The organism is Alkalicoccus saliphilus, from assembly GCF_003044065.1.
GTDB classification, from domain to species: domain Bacteria; phylum Bacillota; class Bacilli; order Bacillales; family Salisediminibacteriaceae; genus Alkalicoccus; species Alkalicoccus saliphilus.
The window spans coordinates 64,361-86,150 of the sequence record NZ_PZJJ01000008.1; the positions used below are offsets into that span (position 1 = coordinate 64,361).

Here is a 21,790-nt window from a genome sequence, read left to right on the forward strand (position 1 = left end):
GCAGAAGAGCTTCTGCCTCTTTCTGCCCTTTTCACGTTTATTCGCTGATTTCTACTTCTGTTAAAGGTTCGCTTGTCTGCGGATGCGGAACGTAGTTCTGAACGTTTTCACTTCCTGCCAGTACTGGAATAGAATGAACAAGCGGAATCATCGGTGCATCCTCATGAATAATTTCCTGAGCTTCTTCATACAGTTCTGCACGCTCATCTTCATCGATACTTGTTTTTGCCTGATCCAGCAGGGAATCTACTTCGTCATTACGGTAGAAATTACGGTTCCCTCCAGGAATAGCGTCGGAATGCAGGAGGTTACCAAAGAAGTAATCCGGGTCTCCGTTTACACCGGACCAGCCGAGCATAAACAGATCATGCTCACCAGCTTCTGTCTGCTCAAGGTATGTGGCCCACTCCATGCTGACGATATTGGCTGTTACGCCGATATCAGCAAAGTTTGCCTGCATTACCTCTGCTGCCCGCTCCGGATCCGGCATGTACGGACGGGCTACAGGCATCGTCCATAGATCAATTTCCAGTCCGGCATGTCCTGCATCGTCAAGCATCTGCTCTGCGAGTTCCGGGTCATATTCATATGGTTCGATGTCATCGTTATACCCGAGATAGTCCGGTGGAATAAGGTTTTTAGCCGGCTCTGCCATATCAGCATAAAGAAGGGTGATAAGGTTTTCCTTATCTATGGCGTGATTCAGTGCCCGTCGTACTTCGGGGTCGTCAAATGGCTCTTTATCTGCATTAAATCCAAGGTAACCGATGTTGTTCGTTGCACGTTCGAACATCTGAATTCCTTCTTCTCCTTCAAGCGCATCGATATCGTCCGGATTCAGGCCGTCCATAATATCAATCTCTCCAGAGCGCAGAGCGGTCAGACGGGCAGAGTTATCCGGAATAACCTGGAAAATTACCTGATCCAGCTTTGGCAGATCCTCCTGCCAGTAATCTTCATATTTTTCCAGTACGATACTGTCATCTCTTGACCAGCTCACAAACTGGAAAGGTCCTGTACCTACCGGGTTTTCATTGATGGCACTTCCATACTCTTCGAATGCTGCCGGAGAAGTCATCGCAAAGTAGCTCATCCCCATATTCTGAAGGAAAGAACCGAGTGTTTCGTTAAGAACGAATTCCACTTCATGATCACCAAGCACATTTATCTCCTCGATAACATGCCCCTCATCTCCTTCAAACCCGCCAAACTGTGTACCATAGACACTGTAGGCATAGCCTTCATCTGCAAAGTGATATTCATGGTCCGGATCTGCCCAGCGCTCAAAGTTCAGCTTTACTGCTTCTGCATTGAATTCTGTTCCGTCATGGAAAGTTACGCCTTCACGAAGCTGGAATACGTAACGGAGTCCGTCATCTTCGACTTCCCAGTCTTCAGCAAGTCCCGGACCAATTTCAAATGAATCTTCATCAAACGACAGAAGACTTTCATAAATCTGCTGAGTAACCCGGGAAGACTCTCCATCTGTAACACTTGCATAGTCAAGGCTCACGGAATCGCCGCCGCGGGCGAAAATCAGTGTTTGATCCTCTGCCGGCTGAGATGCCTCTTCCCCACCCTCGTTACCTGCTTCATTGTTGTTTGTTTCCGCAGCGTTGTTATCTGTTTCCGTATTGTCTGTGCCACCATTATCCCCACAAGCTGTAAACGTCAATACTGTCCCTGCAGCAATTGATAAAAACAGTGCCTTTTTCATTCCATTTCCCCCTTTTTTAATGTTATTTATTTTATCTGCTGTCCTGCCGGTTCTTCCTCGTTATACAAATGACAGGCAGCAAAATGGCTATCTCTTATTTCCCGGAATTCCGGAACGTCAGTTTTACACATGTCCATTACTTTTGGGCATCTCGTGTGGAACGGACATCCCGACGGCGGGTTCGAAGGACTTGGTACATCGCCTTCCAGAATAATTCTCTCTTTTTTCAGATCAGGATCAGGCTCCGGAACAGCAGACATCAGAGACTGAGTATACGGATGAAGCGGTTCACGGTAAAGATTATCTTTTGAAGAGAGCTCAACCATTTTTCCGAGATACATAACTCCGATTCTGTGACTTATATGTTTCACTACACTGAGGTCGTGAGCGATGAAAATATAAGTGAGCTTAAACTCTTCCTGAAGATCTTCCATGAGGTTCAAAATCTGGGACTGAACAGAAACGTCCAGTGCAGAAACCGGCTCATCACACACAATCAGTTTCGGCCGGACAATGAGGGCACGGGCGATCCCGATACGCTGACGCTGTCCTCCACTGAACTGATGAGGGTACCGTGATGCGTGATCACCGCTCAGTCCGACGATCTCTAAAATTTCCTTTACTTTCTCTGCCCGGTCTTTTTTATCTCCGATGCCGTGAACGAGCAGCGGTTCTCCAAGAATTTTCCCGACGTTGTGACGGGGATTGAGGGAGGCATACGGATCCTGAAATATCATCTGCATGTCCCTGCGCATTTTCCTCATTTCTTCTGAAGACATTTTTGTAACATCCCGGCCTTCGAATAACACTTCCCCATCTGATGGCTCCGTAAGCCTCAGCAGCGCTTTGCCGGTAGTGGACTTCCCGCATCCTGACTCTCCTACGATGCCAAGCACTTCTCCTTCATAAACTTCAAATGATACATCGTTCACTGCTTTAACTTCACCAACAGGACGGCCGAATACCCCGCCTTTAATGGGGAAATATTTCTTTAAGTGTTTAACCTCCAACAGTGGTTTCACGGTCATCTTTTACGCCCCCTTCCTCTGCATAAAGGAAGCACCGGCATAAATGTTCCCCTTCCAGCTGCAGGAGTTCCGGATCTTCTTGAATACACCGGTCGAATACGTGTGGACACCTAGGTGCAAACCGGCACCCTTTCAGAATAGTTCCAGGCTTCGGGACATTTCCAGGGATGGAATAAAGGCGTTCATCCCTCTCTGTTATTTTAGGAAGAGACCGGATTAATCCCTGGGTATAAGGATGTTTTGGGTCTTTTAAAATTGTTCTCACACTTCCCTGCTCCACCACTTTTCCTGAATACATGACTACGACCCGATCACATATTTCCGCTACGACGCCAAGGTCGTGAGTGATGAGAAGAATAGCTGTGCCTTTTTCTTCATTCAGCCTTTTCATCAGTTCCAGAATCTGAGCCTGAATCGTCACATCCAGTGCAGTAGTCGGTTCGTCCGCAATCAGCACTTCAGGATCTGAAGACATCGCAATTGCAATCATCACCCGCTGTCTCATTCCACCGGAAAGCTGATGTGGGTATTCATTTACTATTTCATGCGGCCGCGGAATTCCGACGAGCTGAAGCATCTCTACAGCTTTTTTATGTGCTTCTTTTTTTGAAAGTTTCCGGTGTTTTCTAAGTCCTTCCGTTATTTGAAATCCGATTTTAAACAGCGGGTCGAGGGAAGTCATCGGCTCCTGAAAAATCATGGAGAGCTGATTGCCGCGGATTCCTCTCATTTTTTTCCGGTTGATAGTAACGAGATCTTCTTCAGAATTTGTTTTTTCGCTCCGGTATATAATTTCCCCGCCGACAATTTTTCCAGGCGGATTCGGTACAAGCCCCATGATCGAAAGGGAAGTAACGCTTTTTCCACAGCCTGATTCCCCCACAACTCCGAGAACTTCTCCTGCTTCTATGTGAAAACTCACATCGTCTACAGCAGGAATTTCTCCATTGTCTGTAAAAAAGTGTGTACGGAGATGGTTAACCTCCAAAACTGGTTTTTTCATGTCTTCCCCCCGGTTTTGACATGTTCAATTCATTATGTAGCAACATTTCTAATTTTCGAAAAAATTAGACCCTTAATGAAAAAGTTACTACACTATTCGGGAATAATCAATTATTATTTACAAAATTTTATAAAATTATGGGATTTCCTGTTTTTTTTACGGTGCCATTATGTTTATGCACACCTATGTATACAAAGATTATCTACTTCTATGTTTTTCTGAATTATCGTGGGATAACTTCTTTATTTTTACCTTCATGTCAATAACAGTACTCAGCTAAGCTCTTCCATTATAGAAACTTTGTTTAAGTGCATCATTGACTACGAAAAAACTCCGTTGCAGGTATATATAAAGAGCCGCATGTCTTTTTCTATTGGTACACAGCTTTAAAGGAGTCGTATAAAAACAGCAAAAAAGCCTCCTTATGACAGCATCAAATTTTACACTGCTGGCAGGAAGCTTTTTCATCTGCTTTTTATTTTATCCTCCAGAGAAATCAGCTGAAGGAATTTTTTACTTTGTCTGACATTACACACTGGACAGTCAGGATTTATTTTCCGCTTCATCGAGACGCTCTTCCAGGCGCTGTATCTGTTCCTGCAGCTGCTGATTTTCACGCTGCATTTCCATACCCTTTGAGGAGTAATAAGGATCTGTTTCCCACCAGTCCATCCCGATTTCTTTCGCTTTGTCCACCGAAGCGATGAGCAGGCGTATGCGAATAGTAATCAGTTCCACGTCTGCAAGACTGATAGAGATGTCCCCTGCGATGACGACCCCTTTATCAAGGACAGTCTCCAGGACATCAACCAGACTGTTGGACGCGGTAGGATGTTTTACCGGATCTTGAGTTGACATGAAAAATCCTCCCTTATTTTATAACAGGTTGCCGAGTGGTCCAAGATCGATATTTAAATCTTCATCTGTCAGACCAAAATATTCTTTCATTTCTTCCATCTTTTCTTCCAGGTTGTAAAGGGCTTCTCCAAGTCTTTCTGTTTCCTCATCAGTAAGGGAACCACTTTCTACACGGCGCATAGCTTGACGTTCCACCAGCTCCCGAAGAAGTTCAATTACGGTAAGAACCAGCTGGGCAAGTCCTTCCTGAGCTTTTTCTGGATCAAGAGATACTTTTCCCGGGTTGCTGGATAATAGTTCCGGTGCTTTTTCCATTATTTCTCTCCTCCTGTTTCCGATAATTCCTCAGCTTTTTCTGCTTCTTCTCTTTCTAATGCACTTTTTTCTGTACTTTCTATCAATGTCTCTACAGAAGTAAGAAGAATCCGCAGATCGAGATAAACAAGGTCAATATCTGCAATTGAGATCATGATATCTCCTCGCAGCACAACTCCTTTTTCAAGAACAGCATCCAGAACATCAAGAAGGGATACTTCATCATTTTTCTGCAGTTCGCGAGGCATATCGCCTATCCCCCTTCTTCATTAGTTTCAGACAGCTGAATCTCAGCAAAGTGGTAAAATGGCCATGGACCGGCCGCCTCCACTGCTAATCCCGGATACTTCCTGTCAGCATTATCCTGAAACTCATGAATGATTTCAAGTGCTTTTTCTGCCGTTGAATGACTGTTGAACAAATATGCTCCATTCCATACCATTTCTTCACGCCGCACGCTTAAATTTTTTCTCCATACTTTTTTTTCCTGTACTTCAGCTGTCAGTGGTTTAAGTGATTCATGAAGATCACTGCAGAGTTCGGACACTTTTGCTCGTCCTCTTTTATGCAGCTCCTCGTCCAATTTTTTTAGTGCAAAATACTGCCGGCCCCTTGGCATGTCGGATATTTCTTCTTTTATTTTCTTAATTTCATCTTCATTTTTAACAAAGGCATCATCAAATTTTTTCCGGTCAGCATAGATTTTTATGGTCCATTCTTCCGTCCCTCTCAATTCACGAAAAAGTTTCTTGATTTTTTCCTTGTGTGGAGAAACAGTACTTTTCATGCTTTCATAATTTTCGTAAACAGAGCCGAAAGGGAGAGGGATCACTACTGCACTCTTCAGAAGTTCATTCAATACTTGATGATGGTGGAAAGCATTTTCTTTTGTCCACTCTGTGTTCTGCTTATTTGTCTGAAAAGCATTTTCGGCGAACTCATCTTCCGGCACAGGACAGCACACAGTGCGTAATCCATACACTAATGGATATTCCACCGGGGAAAATCGATCCATTCCATGAAGCTCTGGTAAATTCTGCTCCGGAATGTCCGGTATAAATCCATACACGTAGTACAGCTGTCCCATACGAGTCCTCCTGTCTATCTTTCCTCTTCTTCCATCTGCTGCATTTCTACTGCTGCACGGTACCGTCTGAGCAGTTCTTCTTCTTCCTCTTCATAAAGCTCTTCCGATATTTCTTCAAGCTCCAGCATCATCTGCAGGCGGGCCAGTTTCTTTTGAATCGTTTCAAGATCGTAAAGCTCTTTATCAACTTCTTCTTTTACCTTTTCACCAACAAATTTGACTGTGTCAATCGGCCAGGTAAAAAGTTTAAGAATCATGTTGCACCTGCCTTTACTTTTAAATCAATAAAGTTGTAAGCCGGCCACGGACCGGAATAGGAAAAGTCTATGCGGTCTTTCCACTTCTCATAAAGTTCATTCACCTTTTTATCAAAAGCTTCTTCCTTATCTTTATCAATTAAAAAAGCAGCGTTTAAAAGCATTCGTTCATTAATAACTTCGTTCGATTTAGCTGCATCGGCTATTTTAGCCAGAGGTTCAAAAATTTCTTTTTCAAATTCCAGGTGAATGGAACCTATAAAGTTTTTAGAAGCTTCTCCAAGGGCCATTCTGTCGTAATATCCGGCCGCTTTCGACTTATCCTCCAGAGCTGCTTTCATTTGTTTCAGCTTCGGATTGCTGTGGGCCTGCTTCTGCATCCATTCTTTTTTACCGACAAGCTTCAGCCCTACTTCGAATTTATTTTCTATTTTCGGAAAGATTTTTTTGAAATTATCATAAAGTTTCTGCATGAAAATCTTTACGTCTTCCTTGCTTTCCACAATGTTGCCAAAACTTACTGGAATGACCGTATGCTCTTTCATTACGCTGCTCACTGTATCCTGATGAGTTTTCGCGTTTTTACGGCTCGGTTCATAAATCTGTACTGGAGCCTGTGCCACCACCACAGCCACATCCTTATAAGGAATCGAAAAAACCTCGCGCTTTCCACCTCCGAGGCTGACCGGTTCAAACTTCTTTTCCACCGCTTCCGGAATTACTGCAAAAAGGTAATATCCCATAAAGCAGCCCCCTATCTACTGATTATTTCGTTTTCTGTACCGCATTTTTAACTAAGCGGGATGCCTTTGCAAACGTATCGGTTCCTTCAAACCGTATCACTTCTCCACTCAGCACATCCTGGCAGACCTGTGTGAATTCTTCATCTTCCGGATTAATGCTTATTTCCGCTTTTTGAGCAATCGTCGCAATCATTAAAGCTGATCTTATACTTAAAAGACCTTCTGCTTCCTTCACTTCTTCCTGAAGATTTTTAAGAACACCCCATACGACTTTAGCCTCTTTCTGCTTCACATCAGCTTTATGTTGAATAATGCTTTCCGTCGTTCGCTGAGTGTAAGCTACTTCTAAAGTAATGAGCCGGTCCATCAGTGCATCCTGTTTTTCAAATACACCTGCATACTCAATAGGATTCGATGTGAAAATGATGTTAAATTCAGGATGGACAGGAACATGGGATTTATTTTGCTTTGTTCCATAAAGTGGAATAACCCGTTCTTCAAGAATGGATAGAAACAAGTTATTGGTTTCCGGACGCGATCGTGAAAATTCATCGTAGATCAGCGTGTGGCCTTTTTCAGCTGCTTCTACCAGCTTGCCCGGTGTCCAGTTTTCTTTAATGTTTACTTCTTTTTTATAAACCTGGCGGATAAAATTATCTACGAGCTTTGTACTCGTAAGTCCTGTAATTCCACCTAGAAGGTCCTCATTCGTAATTTCGTGGTTACCGGTAATAACTGTGACAGGACGGTCTCTCCGCGCTGCAATTTCGAGAGCCAGAGCCGTTTTACCTGCCCCGGATCTTCCCGTAAGGTGAATCGGATATCCACTCATCAGGCAGCGGTCAGCTCTTTTAATAAGTCGCTTCGTTTCTTCTGTTTCTACATAATTTTTTCTTCCCTGTTTCTTTTCTTCTTTCTTTTCAGGTGGTTTCTGATCCTGCGGTCCTCGGGCAGCCGGAGCGGATCTTTGTGACTGATTTCTTTTTCTGTTTAAATTCTCACGATTTTTTTGGGCGGCAGTTCTTCTGGATGATGTCTGATTTTGTGCACTCATAATTAATCAGCCTCTTCTTCGCCATGGACAGCTGTGGAAGTTCTGCGCCGGAGTGAAGTTCTCTCAAAAGATGACACATCTCCGTCTTCATTTACGTGTACGAGATACGTGCCGATCAGCTGGTCCCGTCCATAACGCTGCATATATTCTTTTTCTTCGATGACTTCCACACCGAGTTCCCAGCCTTCATCTCTGTTCTTGATTGCTGTTATCCGGTGTACTGGATATAAATAGCTTTTAAAATAGTCTTTCACTGAAGTAATCAAGTCTTCTGTTTTCACCAAAATCCCACCTTTTGAATTTGAAATGTGAACTGACTTTCCCTTTATCCTGAAAAAAAGGACAGCCGGCCCTTATCCGGAGGAAGTATAACTCCGGATAAGCTGCCGGCAGGACCCTTCTGCATATACTTCTTCAGCCTGTCTGGCAGTTTTGTTTGTTACGCGAAGTTCAACTGCTCTCTGCTGCCTTCAGAGAGATCTTCATCAATTTCACCCTGCACTTCGTCACGAAGCAGACCAACTGCTTCTGCATATCGAAGCCACGTATCGACACTGGCAATAACTACACGTGCTTCAATTGTAATAAGCTCGATACCTACAAGTGAAATCCGTGCATAAAGGTCGATAACGATTCCTTTATCTAAAATACGGTCAATAACTTCTGCGAGACTGGATGAATCTGTACTTTTCTGAATACCCATTTCTACATCTCTCCTTTTAAAATTTTAGGGTTTTTTAATATAGGATGCGCCCTTGATACTGCTGGCCCCCTTAACGCCAGAGTACCCTTTGATGTCTGAGACAGATTTAATGCCGTCATCATCATCTTTATCCCGTGTGAACGCATTGTCCTTAACTTCTTCTTTCGCGTTTTCCATCTGGTCTTCGAGTTCATCTTCAGCATCTTCAGCGCGCTCTTTAAATTTTTCTTTTGTTTCACTTAATTTATCGCCGACTTCTTCGAAACTTTCTTTAATATCATCTTTGGCCTCCCGGGCCTGCTCAAACGTATCATAGAATTTTTTACCGATCCCCGCGGCGGCTGCTGCGCTTTTAGCCTGGGGATGATCATCGGCAAAATCCTTAGCTTCTTCTTCTGCTTCATCTTTTACTGTTTCTTTTGCTTTTTCTGCTTTTTTCTTAATTTTTTTCCCCATGGAGGCTTCTTCTTCTGCCATAGCTTCACCTCCCTAAAAATTTAGGATTCCTTCAGTTTTCCTATAAAAAATCCGTCTACTTCGTGCAGCTTGCCCCGCCATGTTACCTCTCCTTTTGAAGGAGCAGCGGCCCCAGATTCATCAAACATTTTTGCATCTTTCACGTGGATGTAGTTAATTTCGGGTTCTTCCCCGCTTTTCAGCTGGTCAGTTGCCTTTTTCAGCTGCTCATACACGTGTTTGTCTGCATCGGAGTCTTCATCAAACACTTCAAGCATTTCCTTAAAATAATCTTCGGCTGACTGGAGGGTGCCGCTTACTAGAGTTCCGTTGACATTCAACGTCACTGGTACTTCGTAATCTTCATATTCATTTACCGCTTCAATGAGGAGCTGTAAAATAACATCTTTTTCTTTTTTTATTCCTGGCATAATGTCGACCCCTTCTTTAGCCTTCCTTAAAAATTACTTTTTGGAAGAGCTTTTTTTGCGGCTTCCCTTTCCTTCTACTTCTGTTTCCTGTCCGGAATATTCTTCTTCTTCCTCGTCTTCGTCTTCTTCTTCCTGACCGTCGTCTTCCTGCTCTTCTTCTTCCTCGTCTTGGTCTTCTTCCTCTTCCTCTTCTTCCTCTTCCTCGTCTTCTTCATTCTGACCCTTCATAAATTTCTCCATTTTTTCTTCGAGTTCATCTATGCGGCTTTGAAGCTGTTCGTTTTCCTTTTCAAGATCAGAGGTTTCTTCCTCATCCTCTTCTTCGTCCTCATCCATTTCTTCATCTTCGTCTTCGTAGTCTTCATCCTCGTCTTCCTCGTCCTCTTTTCCTTTTGTGAAAAGACTTTTTGCGGAATCTTTGAGGGAAGTACCTGTATTTCCGGCTTTTTCCTTTAACTTTTCCGCGAGGGATTCACTTTTGTCCCTCCACATATCCTTCATTTCATCGGTGTCCATGTCTTCAAGCATACCGGCCACTTTATGACGGTTTTTAGGACTGAAATAATAGCCTGCCGCTCCACCGATGATGGCACCTGTCAACGTAGATTTGAGAGTTCCCGGCTTTTTGCTGCTTTTATCTTTACTTCCTTTTTCTTTGCTGCTTTTTTTACTTTTCTTTTTGCTTTCCTGTTCTTGCTCTTCCTGTTCCTGCTCTTCCTGTTCCTGCTCTTCCTGTTCCAGCTGTTCCTGTTCTTCTTCACTGCGTTTTTTGTTTACATTCTTTTTGCTTTTAGCCATTCAAAAAACCTCCTGTACTGTTAGTTGGATTACTTGTCCATTTTCGACATCATTTTTTCCATTTTATCGAGCCGTTCTTTCAATTCTTCATTTTCTTTTTTTACCTGGTTAAGTTCTTTATTTCCTTTTCCTGATTTACCGGAGCTTTCTTTCTTATTTGAAGATCCCTCTGAAAACTTTTCTTTTCCTGCATCAATCAGTTTTTGTGAAACAGTAGCTGCAAGCTGTTTTGGCTCGAGATAGGAGTTAACGGATTGTTTCAGGTTAGTCTGTACCTGTTCCATCACAAGTTCCTGAACCGTTTTACCAATTTCGGAGCCTATGGATCTCGCTGTTTCTGACTGCATCGCTTTTTTTAGTACATTTCTGGAAGCCTGACTTTTAGCCAGGTACCCGATTCCTGCACCGATCATGGAACCGGCCAGAACATAATTTCTGTCAAACTCAAAGGAATCTGATTCTTCTTCGTTTTCTTCCTCTTCGTTTTCCTCAACTTCTTCATTGTTTTCCAGTTCTTCCTGATCTTTTTCTTCTTCAGTCATATTGATCCTCCTCACAATTTATGAACTATACTCTTACTCCCTATACCACGTATATCGTTACATTAACCTGTTTTTTTACTTTTTAAAGCTAATTGTCTACTTTTACATCTTTATTTTAAAGTTTCATCCGCCATTTTCGGTTTTTTCACAAACTCCTGCATTTCTTTAATTTTTTATTACAAACATTGTGATTTTATGAGCATCAGGGGTCGAAACCATACATTTACCTTACAGATGGTTTAAATGACTCTATATCAGCTCAAAAAAAGCTGGTCTGATAATCTAATCGGACCAGCCCAGCTTGTTAATTAATTTTTTTTGCTGGAATTGTTATTTTATCGATTGAATACGTATTTTCTGCAGCCGAAGACGGATTTGAACATTCAATAGGTTAAAATAGAAAAACAATTAAAATAACAATAAGTACAGCCTGAATGACTGATATGAGCAGCAGCTGCAGCGGCGACTGTCTCATTCCCGGCACAAACCGGCGTCCGGCAAAATTAAACAGGAGCATCAAGGCAAGACCAACAAAAAAGATGAGCAGGATTTCCTGCAGCATTATTATCCCTCATTTCTCCCGCTCAAAACTGAAACAGTCCGAACGGGTTGTGTTAGAAGCTTCGTCAGGCAGGATAAATGTTTTAATACAATATTTTATTCGTCAAATATAAATAAATTCCTTCCATTAGATTATACACAGTGAATTCCGATCAGCCTGCAGCTATTTCTTTTTACGGGGGCGGATAAGCAGAGCAACAGCTTCCACCTGGGAAGTGTGCGGAAACATATCCACCGGCTGGAGACTTTCAAGCGTATAACCACCTGCCGAAAGCTCTGTTACGTTTTTGGCAAGTGTTGAAGGGTTGCATGATACATAAACGATACGTTCCGGTTTTGTTTTTAACAGTGTTTTCATCAGTTCTTTATCCAGACCGGTCCTTGGTGGGTCGACTATGACAACATCGGCGTGCCAGCCTTCTTTTTCCCAGCGGGGCATAACTGTTTCAGCTGATCCGGTTTCGAATAACGCATGATTTATATTGTTTCTTACTGCATTCTTCTCTGCGTCCTTAACCGCGGAATCAATAATGTCCATTCCACGTACTTCTCCAGCTCTGTCCGCGATCCAGAGTCCGATTGTTCCGGTTCCGCAGTATGCATCTACAACTTTTTCCCTGCCGGTAAGTCCCGCTGCATCTTTAGCTGCATTATAAAGTTTAATTGTCTGCTCTGGGTTCAGCTGAAAAAAAGCACGCGCTGAAAGTTTGAAGGTGAGATGATCCAGCTGTTCCATAATTTGATCTTCTCCATCAAGTACGATAGTTTCGTCACCAAATACAAGTGGTGTCTTTTCAGGATTTACGTTTTGTACAACTGAGTTTATATCAGGCAGTCTTTGTTTGAGTTCCTTTAGAAAAAGATCTTTTTCAGGAAAATCTTTCGAGGAAGTTACCAGCACCAGCTGATATTCCCCGGTGTTAAATCCCACCCTTGTGACAATTGTCCGCAGAAACCCTTTATGCTTTTTCGAATCGTAGATGGAGATTTTCAAATCCTGTGCAATTTGCTTTACGATATTCGTTACTTTGTCAATCTGCGGATGCTGAACAATGCATTCGTCAATATCAGTTAATCTGTTGCTTCCCGGCTCATAAAGTCCGGCAGTCACCTTTCCATTTTTCATCCCTGCCTGCATCTGGCTTTTATTCCGGTAGCGCCACGGATTTTCCATTCCTATCGTATCGCGGAAATCCAGGTTATTCAGTGGAATTTTCGTGTACCTTTCAAACGCCTGACGGAGAAGATCCTTCTTCTCTTTTAACTGATGATCATACGAAAGGTGCTGAATCTGGCACCCCCCGCATTTCTCGAAATAAGGGCAGGGTGCTTTTATTCTTCCTTCTGAAGCACGCCGGATTTTCACAATTTTACCGGCCGCAAATTTAGGAGATACTTTTACAGCTTCACAAACAATCTCTTCCCCGGGAAGAGCCCCTGGAACGAATACAACCTGCCGTTTAAAAAATCCGACTCCTTCCCCGTCAATTCCCATTCTTTTTATCGTCAGAGGAAATCTCTGGCCTTTTTGAATAGTAACCTGTTTTGTATCTTTCATATTATTTGCTCCTCTTCCAGAATAATTGAATATAAAATGTGGTTTTCTATTTCTCCGTCCGGCAGTAATATCGGTTCTTATTTCCCTGTTAAAAATTTAATTGAAAAGTGCTTATTTCGGCTTATTTTACCATACCAGCTGCCTATTCTCATTCACCTGCCCAAAACCTTATAAGTTTTTGTTAGAATTATGTAGTGTTTCAACGATGAATTAATAAGGGAGAGATACTTTTTGACGACTTCTACAGATATTGTAGCTTATAAATTGATGGCAGATGTTTATAAAAAAGTACCCGCTGAGCGGTTGATGGAAAATACAGCGTTGTTTTTGTATGAATACGTGCCTCAGGTTGAATGGTGCGGTATATATTCTGTGGAAGACGATTGTTTTCTCGTTTCTTCCAGTTATGACACCAGCTCCTGCTTCTCTGAACATGAAAACGTAAAAACTTTTCCTGTAGGAAGAATAAATAATGACAGCCTTTCCGTATGTCTATATGTACGTTATTCCTCTACTCTCAGCGATCAGGACGAACAAAAGCTCCGTGACCTCGCCAGAGCTCTGGGCAGAACCTGCGGTTAATCTGCTGCGCGGAAACTAACGAAAGCCTCCCCTGATTTAATAACCAGTGCTATGACCCGACTGCCCTGGTCCCACTCCCCCAGCGTACCCGCAAATCAGCCCTTGAATAATAAACATGTAAAGGGCCTCCCATATCTCATCATGGGCAGGCCCTTTATATTCATTCTGTTATTAGGTTGTTTGAAACCTCAGCAGGCTATGCGCATAAATTTTTACGCATTGTGAAAGTGCTTTATTTCATCCTCTGAAGGTGACCCGTACTGTTTATAAAATGAAATTCCGACTCTCCCTGCTCGTTAATAACAATTTTTGAGATACCGGTGTTGCCTATAACAAAAGGCTTTTTCCAACGGGGCCAGTCCTCCCCTGCAATCAGGTACATAAGAAGTATGCCTATAAATCCTCCGTGGGATACGGCAAGAACTGCTTCATCTTTATGATGTTTTTTCCAGTGGGTAAGCAGGCGGGCACACCTCTCTGTAAGATGCGCAAACGATTCTGTACCCTCAATACCCGCAGCAGCTATTCCTTTAGTAGCAATCTGTGGGTGCTCTTTCAGTATATCTGCACGCGGACGCTTTTCCAGAGGCCCTAGAAATACTTCCCGGAGATCCTCTGTTAAGCGCAGTTTTTGAAAATGATTTTTTGAAAGGATTTCTGCAGTACGGGATGCCCGCTGAAGATCACTCGAATACACAGCATTCAACTCCACTGTTTCGAAAAAATCAGCAGCAGCTTCTGCTTGTGCTATTCCCAGTTCTGTCAGCGGGTAGTCTGCCTGCCCTTGTATAATATGCTTAATATTGGCTGAAGACTGCCCATGACGGACGAGATAGATCACGGTCATCCTGCCATCTCCCTTTATTCAAAGTCCCGGCGATATTGCCGGCACTGATTTTCAAGATCATCCAGCATGCCGATCAGACGGTCAATATCCTCTACATCTGTTCTTTCCGGATCCAGGGAATCGAGCATTTCCGAGAGTTTTTCCATTCGTTCCTGCAGTGTCTGCAGTTTATTTTCTTTAGAATAATTCATCACACAACTCCTTTCGATTTTATCCAATAATCAATTCTAACAGAATCGTAAAAGAAGGCAACGCTTCTGTTAAAACTGATACTTAATTTCTTTTTTAAAGCTCCACTGTTATGATTAGTTTTGTATTGAAAGGATGATGAAATTGAAACTTAATCCCCGAACATTGAACCTCCTGCAGGATCCGTGGGAAGCCTACCAGGATATAAAAGAATTTGGAAAGCCGGTTTTGTCCAATATAGAGTTTACTACTACTAATTTATGCAATATGCGCTGTGAACATTGTGCAGTAGGCTATTCTCTGCAGACAGAAGATCCGGACCCGCTCCCGGTAAATATATTCATCGAAAAACTGGAGGAAATCCCCCATCTTCGCGCCCTCAGCATTACAGGCGGGGAACCGATGATGTCAATGAAATCCGTTAAAGAATACGTTGTTCCGCTGCTTCGTTACGCCCATGAACGCGGCGCAAAAACCCAGATTAATTCCAATCTCACTATGCCGTTGAAACGATACGAGCTTATTGTGCCTTATCTTGACGTCCTTCATATTTCACACAATTACGGCAGTATTGATGACTTTGCGGAGATAGGTTTTGCTATGATGGATAAAAAGCCGACCCGTTCTATCCGGGAAAAGTATTTTCACCGCATGGTGGAAAACAGTCGGGCACTCAGCCGCAGAGGCGTGATGATTTCTGCGGAAACGATGCTTAACAAAAGAACACTCCCCCACCTGGAAGCCATACATAAGCAGGTTCTCAGCATGGGTTGCGGCAGACATGAAATTCACCCTATGTACCCTACGAGCTTTGCGAGTGCTCTCGAAACTGCCGGGTTAAAGGAAATACGTGAAGGTATTCACCGGCTCCTCGACGTAAGATCCGAAAAAACCTGGATGCTGTTCGGCACGCTCCCTTTCTTTGCCTGCAGCAGCAGTGAAGATGACCTACGTCTGCTGGAGCGTCTTCACCAGTCTGAAAATCTCACTGTACGGAATGATCCGGATGGACGATCCCGCCTAAATATAAACATTTTCGATGGCTCTATTCATGTCACCGACTTTCATCAGGATGGGAATCTTGGCACAATTTTCGAAAAATCCCTCCCTCAGGCTTTCCTTGAATGGCAGAATACAGAGACGGCCCGCTCCCTTTCCTGCCACTGCACTTCTGTCAGCTGTCTCGGACCGAATCTACTCGTGAAAAATGCGTACTACGATGATGTTGACTTTACGAAACGAAGTGCCAACCTTCCCCGGCACGACACGGGCATCTAGCCTCTACAGCCCCGCAATACAAAAAGCCTTCATAGAATTATGAAGGCTTTTCAGCTTGCTGATTAAATTCTTTTGTTGGATTCCTTATTCCAGGGCCCGAATACATATTTCCTGTGCCCGGTGGAAGGGATCCATCGTACGCTTAGACACAAAATAGTTTATTAGCAGCCTGAACACTCTGCTTAATTAGGATGCTTCTATACTTTTTCCAAGCAGTCGTTCGCACTGCTTTTGACGCATATCGAAAATTTTAAGCGGATCGTAGAAATGAGCCGGGTTTTCTTTGTGATTAGCCAATTCCTTTTTCGTAGATTCCAGGTGCTGTGTATACGTTTCTATCATTTCTTCGAGGTGAGTAATCAGATCGGTGTAAGTCGTGTCGACGTCGGCACGAATAGCCCGGTCAAAAAGATCAAACTCAAAGAAAAGTTTATAGGAAAGAACTTCCGCCACGCCTTCAAAGTCGCCATTTTCCAAATAGCGGCGGTACTGCTGCTGCACAAACGACTTGCTCTGCTGCATATCACCAAACAGTTTGCCGACATTACGAAGAAGCATCTGCTTCGGCTCGAGACGGGACATAATGTTTTCTTCCGGAAGCTCCGTCCGGTTGATCATACGTGTCAAATCTCTTTTCCAGTCGTGGAGAAGTTCAAAATCAAGCTGCAGCTGAAGGGCCTCTTCTCCTATCGCTTCATTCATGTTCGCGTTTTTCTCATCGAGAAACGACTGGGAAGCCTGAAATTTTTGTTCAGTTTCTTTCAGCCAGCTCTGAAGGGAACGGCGGAATATCGGAAAAAGTTCCTCATCTACGTAAGCCCGGAGCCTCGTGTTCATCGCTGTATTTAGATCTTCATGAAGAAGCTTTGCACTTTTTTCCTCATCTTCAAGCACGTCGGAAGCCTCTTTAATAATAGACGGGACGCTGGATTCAAATTGTTCCTTCTGCATCTGCTTCATTGTCTGATAGGACTCGACGATTTCCGTCTGCTGATGCATACGCTCTGACTCCAATGTTCTCAGGAGTTCCCTGAACTGTCCAAGCATATCTTCATAGAAGCGGATAGACTCTTCCAGACTGTATTCAACGGCGCGCTGCTCTTCAACGAGCCTTCCAAGAAGCCCCTGAATGCCTACAGAGAGACTGGCAGCCGCTCGCGACGCGAATTCCGGATCCTGTTTCAAACGGGCTATCCACGTACTTCGATCGAAAGAGCGGCCTTCTGAACGATCCAGCAGATCCTGCATTCCTTCCAGAGAACCTATTTCTCTTTCGAGGGGATCGAAGATAAGTTCAGTATCAAGTGACTCTGCTTCTGTCCAGGAAAGCACTGCTTCCAGGAGCCGTACCATTTCACCGGCAGCCAGTTCCGGGTTATACTGTTCTGCCCCCGCTCCTGTAATAACGGATTCTTTTTCAGGAAATACTTCTTCCCAGGCTGATTGAGCGGCAAGTGCCAAGACAGTATTCTGTCCGGAAGCGAGCAGCTCCCAATGGCGGAGAAGCTCCGGCATTAATGTTTCCATCTCCTCCTCGAGATATGCTCCGTCTGTCAGGTCAAGATACACATCGTGGTGCAGTGCCGCCATCATTTCCCATCCGGAATACTGTTCAAGTTCGAGAGATCCGAAGATGGAATTCATTGTCCCTATCCAGTATAAGTATTTGTCCGTGTTTCTATACGCTTCTGTCAGTTCTCCAATCAGTTCCTGAAACAGTGAGTGATCGAGCTCAACAAGCAGACGGGCCGGTTTTTCGAAATACTCCGGTGCAAAAGTGGTAGTGTGACCGTTTCGAACGTAATTTAAAAGGTGGGCATACCAGCTGCTTTCACCGGTTCTTTCTCCTTCTTTCACGGACAGGTCCACTGCTTTCTGCCAATCTGCGTAATCTTCATATAACGTTCTCGCCAGCTCTGTTACACCGGGATAATCCGGATTTATGTCCAGAGCTTTATTAAGATATTCGTAAACCATCCCCCGGTCTTTTTCTTCCGCATAGATGGAGAGCAGCTGCAGTGTCAGTTCGCTCTGCAGTGTCAGTTCCTCTGTTTCTACCCCCGTGTAAGTTTCTTTTGCCTGATCAAACCATCCGAGATCGTAATAAGCATCTCCAATATTTTTGAAAGCCCAGGGCTTAATATCTCCCGTTACGTGCTCCCATTTGTAAATAGCTGCTTCCACATCGCCGTAATGGTAGTAGATCTCTCCCTGACCGAAACGGATTTCTGCAAGCAGAGATTCATTCTCCGCTGCCTCTGTCATTTTTTGTCCAAGCTGTTTAACCGGGTACTGCTGTTCTTCTTCATTCAAAACATATCTGTAATACATTTTTTGTACTAACGCTTCCTGTTTCTCCATGCAAGTATCCCTCCGAGTAGCAGCTGATTGTCAGCCCCATCATAGTTGTTACTTATTATAAACGATTTTAGAAGCTTCATGTTTTATTTTTTTTTGTTTTCCATGATATCAATTTTATCCCATCTGCCAAAACGGTAGTAAACAGCTGCAATAGCAGCGCTCAATACGAGCGAAAGACCCATTCCTATGCCGATCCCTCTCTCACCGTACAGTTCAGCAAACAAATAAGTAAGTGGAAAGCGGAGAATCCAGAACGAAATAATATTCAGTATGAAGACCTGAAACATCGCTCCGGCTGCCCGCACTACTCCGTTAAGAACAAAATTAATGCCGAGGAAAGGATAAAAGAAAGCCACCGTCTGTACATACATCGTACCGAAAGCTACGGTTTCCGGATCCTGGACAAACATCGCCACGGCCCACTCTGCACTGAAGAAAACAATTGTGCTCAGAGCCAGAGAAACTACCGCAATTAATTGAAGTCCGCTCTTAGTAATATCACTCACTCGCTCCCAGAGCTGAGCACCTATATTTTGACCTGCCATGCTGTTGATCGCCGATCCAAGGGTAAGCGCGGGCAGCATAATCAGACTGTCGAGGCGCTGCGCCGCGCCAAAGCCTGCTGTGACTTCTTCTCCAAAGCTCGTCACTACAGTCATAATGGCCAGCACACCGCCTGAGATCACCATCATGGACATTCCGGAAGGCAGTCCGAGTCTAAAAATCTTTTTCGCCTGTTCTTTACCTGGAATCTGAGGAACAGTAAACGGTACATCCGCACGGGTAATAGAATAAATTAATCCGTAAATGAACGCCGTTCCCTGTGAAACGATGGTGGCATAGGCCGCCCCTGCAATTCCCATATCCAGTACTGCTATAAACAGAGGATCGAGCACCGCATTCAGCAGCACAGCAAGCAGCACGAACCTGACCGGAGTTTTACTGTCCCCGAGAGCCCTGAGCACTGTAGCGATGAAATTATACCCGAATAAAAAAAGTATCCCGACAAAATTAATACGTAAATACGTTACAGCCAGCGGAAGCGTACCATCAGGGGTCCCCATCCACATCAGAATCCGCTCCGCTGCCACAAAACCGATGATCCCGAGCAGGAGGGCAAGAAGACCGAGGATTACAACAAAAGCATTCAGAGCCTTTTTTAAACCTTCGTTATCCTCAGCTCCTTTGTACTGGGAAAGTACTGTCAGTGCCGCTGTATTCAATCCAATAATAAAAGATAAGATAGTAAAAATAACAATTCCGGAGACTGCCGTTGCTCCGAGAGCTTCCGGCCCCAGCAGGTTCCCCACCCAGAGTGAATCAATCACCTGATAGGAAGTCTGAAGAATATTCGTTAAAAAAATAGGCGAAGAAAATAGAATCATTTTTTTCATGATACTGCCTTCTGTAAAGTCATGCTGTTTAGATGTCATACGGATTCCTCTCCTGAAGATTATAAAAATAAACAAAGGTCAGCTTGTAACTGCCTTATTTTTCTCTTCGATTCATAAAACGACAGGAAACTATTTCAGATGGCAGTGCTGCATCACCTTCCGGATGTTAAAAGATCATTCCGGAATAATTTCGTAAGTTTCTGTTAAATCAACAGCTCCCTTTACCGTCTGGGCCATAGCACAGTTTTTCGCAGCAAGAACAACAGCTTTGTCCAGTTTCTTTTCAGAGAGACCCTGACCTTTTATTTTATAATGAAGAGCTATCGCACTAATACGGTTAGCCTGTTCTTCGTCACGTGTTACATCAGCATGAGCCTCTATATCTTCAATAGTCATGCGCTGCTTTTCCAGTATCTGCCTCAATACTGAAGTGCTGCATACCGCTATGGAACTGACCATCAGCTGATAGGGACGGAACCCATGTTCTTCGTTCCCACTGATACGCAGCGTCCCAAATTCCAGGTCTGTTTCAAAATAGTCACCTTTCCATTTAAAATCCACGTTAATTCCCCCTCTTGTAGTATTCGTATTACATTTTACGGAAAGATTCAGGACTCGTCACGTAAAACCTGTTTGCATATGAAATTTCTATGTTTACAATAAAAGATAGTTTGTTTACAACTCTGATTAACAGATAGGAGGAAGCTGTTTATGGAGAACAACCCGGTTTTCCGTTACTGGGTACTCGTCGGAATGGTTTTAATCGCCGGCTTTTCCCAGGGAATGCTTCTCCCGGTACTCGCCGTTATGCTGGAAGACGCCGGCATTGCACCTTCGGCCAACGGCCTTAACGCGGCAGCTCTTTACATAGGTATTATTCTTGTTTCACCTTTCATTGAAAGACCGGTCCGCCAGTATGGGTACAAACCAGTCATTTTAACGGGTCTTTTGCTTGTAACTATTTCCGTAATGATCTTCCCTCTCTGGCACGCTTTCTGGCTCTGGTTTGTCCTGCGGATGGTTGTGGGGGTTGCTGATAATTTAATTCATTTTTCTACGCAGGTCTGGATCAGCACGACCAGTTCACCCGAAAAACGCGGCAGACAGCTTGCACTTTATGGTCTTGCTTTCGGCCTCGGTTTTGGACTCGGTCCTATGACGACAAGACTGCTTGAGGTAAACACTTTTCTTCCTTTTTTAATTTCGGCAGCTATGAGTGTTCTCGCTTTTATTTGTATGCTGTTCCTGCGAAATGAATATCCTGCCCGTGAAGTTGAAACAGCTTCCAGGACGGGAACTTACGAGCGCTACCGGAAAGTAATAAAACTCGCCTGGTTTGCTCTTCTCCCCGGATTCTGCTATGGATATCTGGAAGCGACACTTCACGGCAGTTATCCTGTTTATGCCATAAGAATGGGGATTGACCTTCATCTAACAACTGTTTTTCTTCTGCCGGGCTTTGTTTTTGGAAGCCTCGTAACCCAGCTTCCGCTCGGTATGATGAGTGATAAATTTGGAAGAAGCAGGATGCTTCTATGGCTGATGGGATCAGGTGCTTTTTTGTTTCTTCTCATGCCGCTTATTGAGCACCAGCCGGTACTTCTGTTCAGTTTTTTTGTTGTGACAGGTATGATTCTCGGTTCTCTTTTTTCTCTCGGTATTGCTTACCTTGCTGATCTTGTCCCGCCCGAACTGCTTCCAACCGGGACGGTTATGACCGCTGTGCTTTTCGCCTTTGGAAGCATGACAGGCCCGGTGATCGGAGGTTTTTTAATAGATATTGCCGGCAGAGGGGCCGTTTATTACTCCATCAGCGGCATGCTGACTCTCGCTGCGGGAGCCGGCCTGATTTTTCACTTTCAGCAGAAGCATGCCGGCAGCAGCCGGGAGAGCCGCATTTCCTCTTCCCCGGATTATTAAGAAGCGAAAATCAGTGGCTCACAAAAGCACGCTCCCTCAATTTAAGGGGAACGGGCCACCGGATAAAAACCCTGTCAGCTTCTGCCTGACAGGGTTTCAAACGTGTAT

At 43.9% G+C, this 21,790-nt stretch carries 26 protein-coding genes; 3 read left to right on the forward strand and 23 right to left on the reverse strand.

Annotation, left to right across the window (positions count from 1 at the left end; all coding sequences use genetic code 11):
• Nucleotides 1–37: 37 nt before the first annotated feature.
• The 18 genes from C6Y45_RS06775 to rlmD all read right to left on the reverse strand — a co-directional run bounded on the left by C6Y45_RS06775 (nucleotide 38) and on the right by rlmD (nucleotide 13,111).
• The gene (locus C6Y45_RS06775) at nucleotides 38–1,717 is read right to left on the reverse strand and encodes an ABC transporter substrate-binding protein (RefSeq protein ID WP_107584470.1); all 1,680 of its coding nucleotides are present in this window, start codon (nucleotides 1,715–1,717) and stop codon (nucleotides 38–40) included.
• A gap of 26 nt (nucleotides 1,718–1,743) precedes the next feature.
• Nucleotides 1,744–2,745, reverse strand: a complete 1,002-nt coding sequence (locus tag C6Y45_RS06780; RefSeq protein WP_107584471.1) for an ABC transporter ATP-binding protein — start codon at nucleotides 2,743–2,745, stop codon at nucleotides 1,744–1,746.
• Nucleotides 2,717–3,748 (reverse strand): ABC transporter ATP-binding protein, encoded by a 1,032-nt coding sequence (locus C6Y45_RS06785; protein ID WP_107584472.1) that lies wholly within the window; start codon nucleotides 3,746–3,748, stop codon nucleotides 2,717–2,719. The genes C6Y45_RS06780 and C6Y45_RS06785 overlap by 29 nt, the downstream gene beginning before the upstream one ends.
• A gap of 543 nt (nucleotides 3,749–4,291) precedes the next feature.
• Nucleotides 4,292–4,606 (reverse strand): gas vesicle protein, encoded by a 315-nt coding sequence (gene gvpJ / locus C6Y45_RS06790; RefSeq protein WP_107584473.1) that lies wholly within the window; start codon nucleotides 4,604–4,606, stop codon nucleotides 4,292–4,294.
• Nucleotides 4,607–4,624: 18 nt separating this feature from the next.
• Entirely contained in the window at nucleotides 4,625–4,921 is a 297-nt protein-coding gene (locus tag C6Y45_RS06795; protein WP_107584474.1) for a gas vesicle protein K, read from the reverse strand.
• Nucleotides 4,921–5,169, reverse strand: coding sequence for a gas vesicle protein (locus C6Y45_RS06800; protein ID WP_107584475.1), 249 nt, complete (start codon nucleotides 5,167–5,169; stop codon nucleotides 4,921–4,923). The genes C6Y45_RS06795 and C6Y45_RS06800 overlap by 1 nt, the downstream gene beginning before the upstream one ends.
• 5 nt (nucleotides 5,170–5,174) lie before the next feature.
• The gene (locus C6Y45_RS06805; protein WP_107584476.1) at nucleotides 5,175–6,008 is read right to left on the reverse strand and encodes a GvpL/GvpF family gas vesicle protein; all 834 of its coding nucleotides are present in this window, start codon (nucleotides 6,006–6,008) and stop codon (nucleotides 5,175–5,177) included.
• Nucleotides 6,009–6,022: 14 nt separating this feature from the next.
• A complete protein-coding gene (locus C6Y45_RS06810; RefSeq protein ID WP_107584477.1) occupies nucleotides 6,023–6,265 on the reverse strand; it encodes a gas vesicle protein GvpG in 243 nt (80 codons plus the stop codon).
• Nucleotides 6,262–7,008 (reverse strand): GvpL/GvpF family gas vesicle protein, encoded by a 747-nt coding sequence (locus tag C6Y45_RS06815; RefSeq protein WP_107584478.1) that lies wholly within the window; start codon nucleotides 7,006–7,008, stop codon nucleotides 6,262–6,264. Before C6Y45_RS06815 ends, C6Y45_RS06810 begins: the two co-directional genes overlap by 4 nt.
• Nucleotides 7,009–7,030: 22 nt before the next feature.
• A complete protein-coding gene (gvpN, locus tag C6Y45_RS06820) occupies nucleotides 7,031–8,062 on the reverse strand; it encodes a gas vesicle protein GvpN (protein WP_107584479.1) in 1,032 nt (343 codons plus the stop codon).
• Nucleotides 8,063–8,064: 2 nt separating this feature from the next.
• The gene (gene gvpO / locus C6Y45_RS06825; protein ID WP_107584480.1) at nucleotides 8,065–8,343 is read right to left on the reverse strand and encodes a gas vesicle protein GvpO; all 279 of its coding nucleotides are present in this window, start codon (nucleotides 8,341–8,343) and stop codon (nucleotides 8,065–8,067) included.
• A gap of 158 nt (nucleotides 8,344–8,501) precedes the next feature.
• Nucleotides 8,502–8,765 (reverse strand): gas vesicle structural protein GvpA, encoded by a 264-nt coding sequence (gvpA, locus tag C6Y45_RS06830; protein ID WP_107584481.1) that lies wholly within the window; start codon nucleotides 8,763–8,765, stop codon nucleotides 8,502–8,504.
• Between the two features lie 24 nt (nucleotides 8,766–8,789).
• Nucleotides 8,790–9,242, reverse strand: a complete 453-nt coding sequence (locus C6Y45_RS06835; RefSeq protein WP_107584482.1) for a YtxH domain-containing protein — start codon at nucleotides 9,240–9,242, stop codon at nucleotides 8,790–8,792.
• A 20-nt stretch (nucleotides 9,243–9,262) separates the two neighbouring features.
• The gene (gvpU, locus tag C6Y45_RS06840) at nucleotides 9,263–9,652 is read right to left on the reverse strand and encodes a gas vesicle accessory protein GvpU (RefSeq protein ID WP_107584483.1); all 390 of its coding nucleotides are present in this window, start codon (nucleotides 9,650–9,652) and stop codon (nucleotides 9,263–9,265) included.
• A 33-nt stretch (nucleotides 9,653–9,685) separates the two neighbouring features.
• Nucleotides 9,686–10,450, reverse strand: a complete 765-nt coding sequence (gene gvpT / locus C6Y45_RS06845) for a YtxH domain-containing protein (RefSeq protein WP_170098720.1) — start codon at nucleotides 10,448–10,450, stop codon at nucleotides 9,686–9,688.
• Between the two features lie 29 nt (nucleotides 10,451–10,479).
• The gene (locus C6Y45_RS06855) at nucleotides 10,480–10,992 is read right to left on the reverse strand and encodes a hypothetical protein (RefSeq protein ID WP_107584486.1); all 513 of its coding nucleotides are present in this window, start codon (nucleotides 10,990–10,992) and stop codon (nucleotides 10,480–10,482) included.
• Between the two features lie 391 nt (nucleotides 10,993–11,383).
• Nucleotides 11,384–11,554 carry a hypothetical protein gene (locus C6Y45_RS17420; RefSeq protein WP_160058186.1) on the reverse strand — a complete coding sequence of 57 codons (171 nt, stop codon included), beginning with the start codon at nucleotides 11,552–11,554 and terminating at the stop codon, nucleotides 11,384–11,386.
• Nucleotides 11,555–11,716: 162 nt separating this feature from the next.
• Nucleotides 11,717–13,111, reverse strand: a complete 1,395-nt coding sequence (gene rlmD / locus C6Y45_RS06860; RefSeq protein ID WP_107584487.1) for a 23S rRNA (uracil(1939)-C(5))-methyltransferase RlmD — start codon at nucleotides 13,109–13,111, stop codon at nucleotides 11,717–11,719.
• Between the two features lie 231 nt (nucleotides 13,112–13,342).
• Between rlmD and C6Y45_RS06865 the strand changes: the two genes are divergently transcribed.
• Nucleotides 13,343–13,693 carry a hypothetical protein gene (locus tag C6Y45_RS06865; RefSeq protein ID WP_107584488.1) on the forward strand — a complete coding sequence of 117 codons (351 nt, stop codon included), beginning with the start codon at nucleotides 13,343–13,345 and terminating at the stop codon, nucleotides 13,691–13,693.
• A 232-nt stretch (nucleotides 13,694–13,925) separates the two neighbouring features.
• Here C6Y45_RS06865 and C6Y45_RS06870 read toward each other — a convergent pair whose 3' ends face one another.
• Together C6Y45_RS06870 and C6Y45_RS17780 are read right to left on the reverse strand one after the other, a co-directional pair.
• Entirely contained in the window at nucleotides 13,926–14,540 is a 615-nt protein-coding gene (locus C6Y45_RS06870) for a histidine phosphatase family protein (protein ID WP_107584489.1), read from the reverse strand.
• Between the two features lie 14 nt (nucleotides 14,541–14,554).
• Nucleotides 14,555–14,731 carry an SE1561 family protein gene (locus C6Y45_RS17780; protein WP_170098722.1) on the reverse strand — a complete coding sequence of 59 codons (177 nt, stop codon included), beginning with the start codon at nucleotides 14,729–14,731 and terminating at the stop codon, nucleotides 14,555–14,557.
• A gap of 136 nt (nucleotides 14,732–14,867) precedes the next feature.
• Here C6Y45_RS17780 and yfkAB point away from each other — a divergent pair, with 136 nt between their 5' ends.
• The gene (gene yfkAB / locus C6Y45_RS06875) at nucleotides 14,868–16,007 is read left to right on the forward strand and encodes a radical SAM/CxCxxxxC motif protein YfkAB (protein WP_107584490.1); all 1,140 of its coding nucleotides are present in this window, start codon (nucleotides 14,868–14,870) and stop codon (nucleotides 16,005–16,007) included.
• Nucleotides 16,008–16,193: 186 nt separating this feature from the next.
• On the opposite strand, the gene C6Y45_RS06880 is transcribed toward yfkAB, so the two are convergent.
• The 3 genes from C6Y45_RS06880 to C6Y45_RS06890 all read right to left on the reverse strand — a co-directional run bounded on the left by C6Y45_RS06880 (nucleotide 16,194) and on the right by C6Y45_RS06890 (nucleotide 20,323).
• A complete protein-coding gene (locus tag C6Y45_RS06880; RefSeq protein ID WP_107584491.1) occupies nucleotides 16,194–18,368 on the reverse strand; it encodes a tetratricopeptide repeat protein in 2,175 nt (724 codons plus the stop codon).
• An 83-nt stretch (nucleotides 18,369–18,451) separates the two neighbouring features.
• Complete coding sequence (locus C6Y45_RS06885; protein ID WP_107584492.1) at nucleotides 18,452–19,801, reverse strand: MATE family efflux transporter; 1,350 nt, start codon at nucleotides 19,799–19,801, stop codon at nucleotides 18,452–18,454.
• A 135-nt stretch (nucleotides 19,802–19,936) separates the two neighbouring features.
• Complete coding sequence (locus C6Y45_RS06890) at nucleotides 19,937–20,323, reverse strand: OsmC family protein (RefSeq protein ID WP_107584493.1); 387 nt, start codon at nucleotides 20,321–20,323, stop codon at nucleotides 19,937–19,939.
• Between the two features lie 150 nt (nucleotides 20,324–20,473).
• Here C6Y45_RS06890 and C6Y45_RS06895 point away from each other — a divergent pair, with 150 nt between their 5' ends.
• Nucleotides 20,474–21,682, forward strand: coding sequence for an MFS transporter (locus C6Y45_RS06895; protein ID WP_107584494.1), 1,209 nt, complete (start codon nucleotides 20,474–20,476; stop codon nucleotides 21,680–21,682).
• The last annotated feature ends 108 nt before the right edge of the window (nucleotides 21,683–21,790 follow it).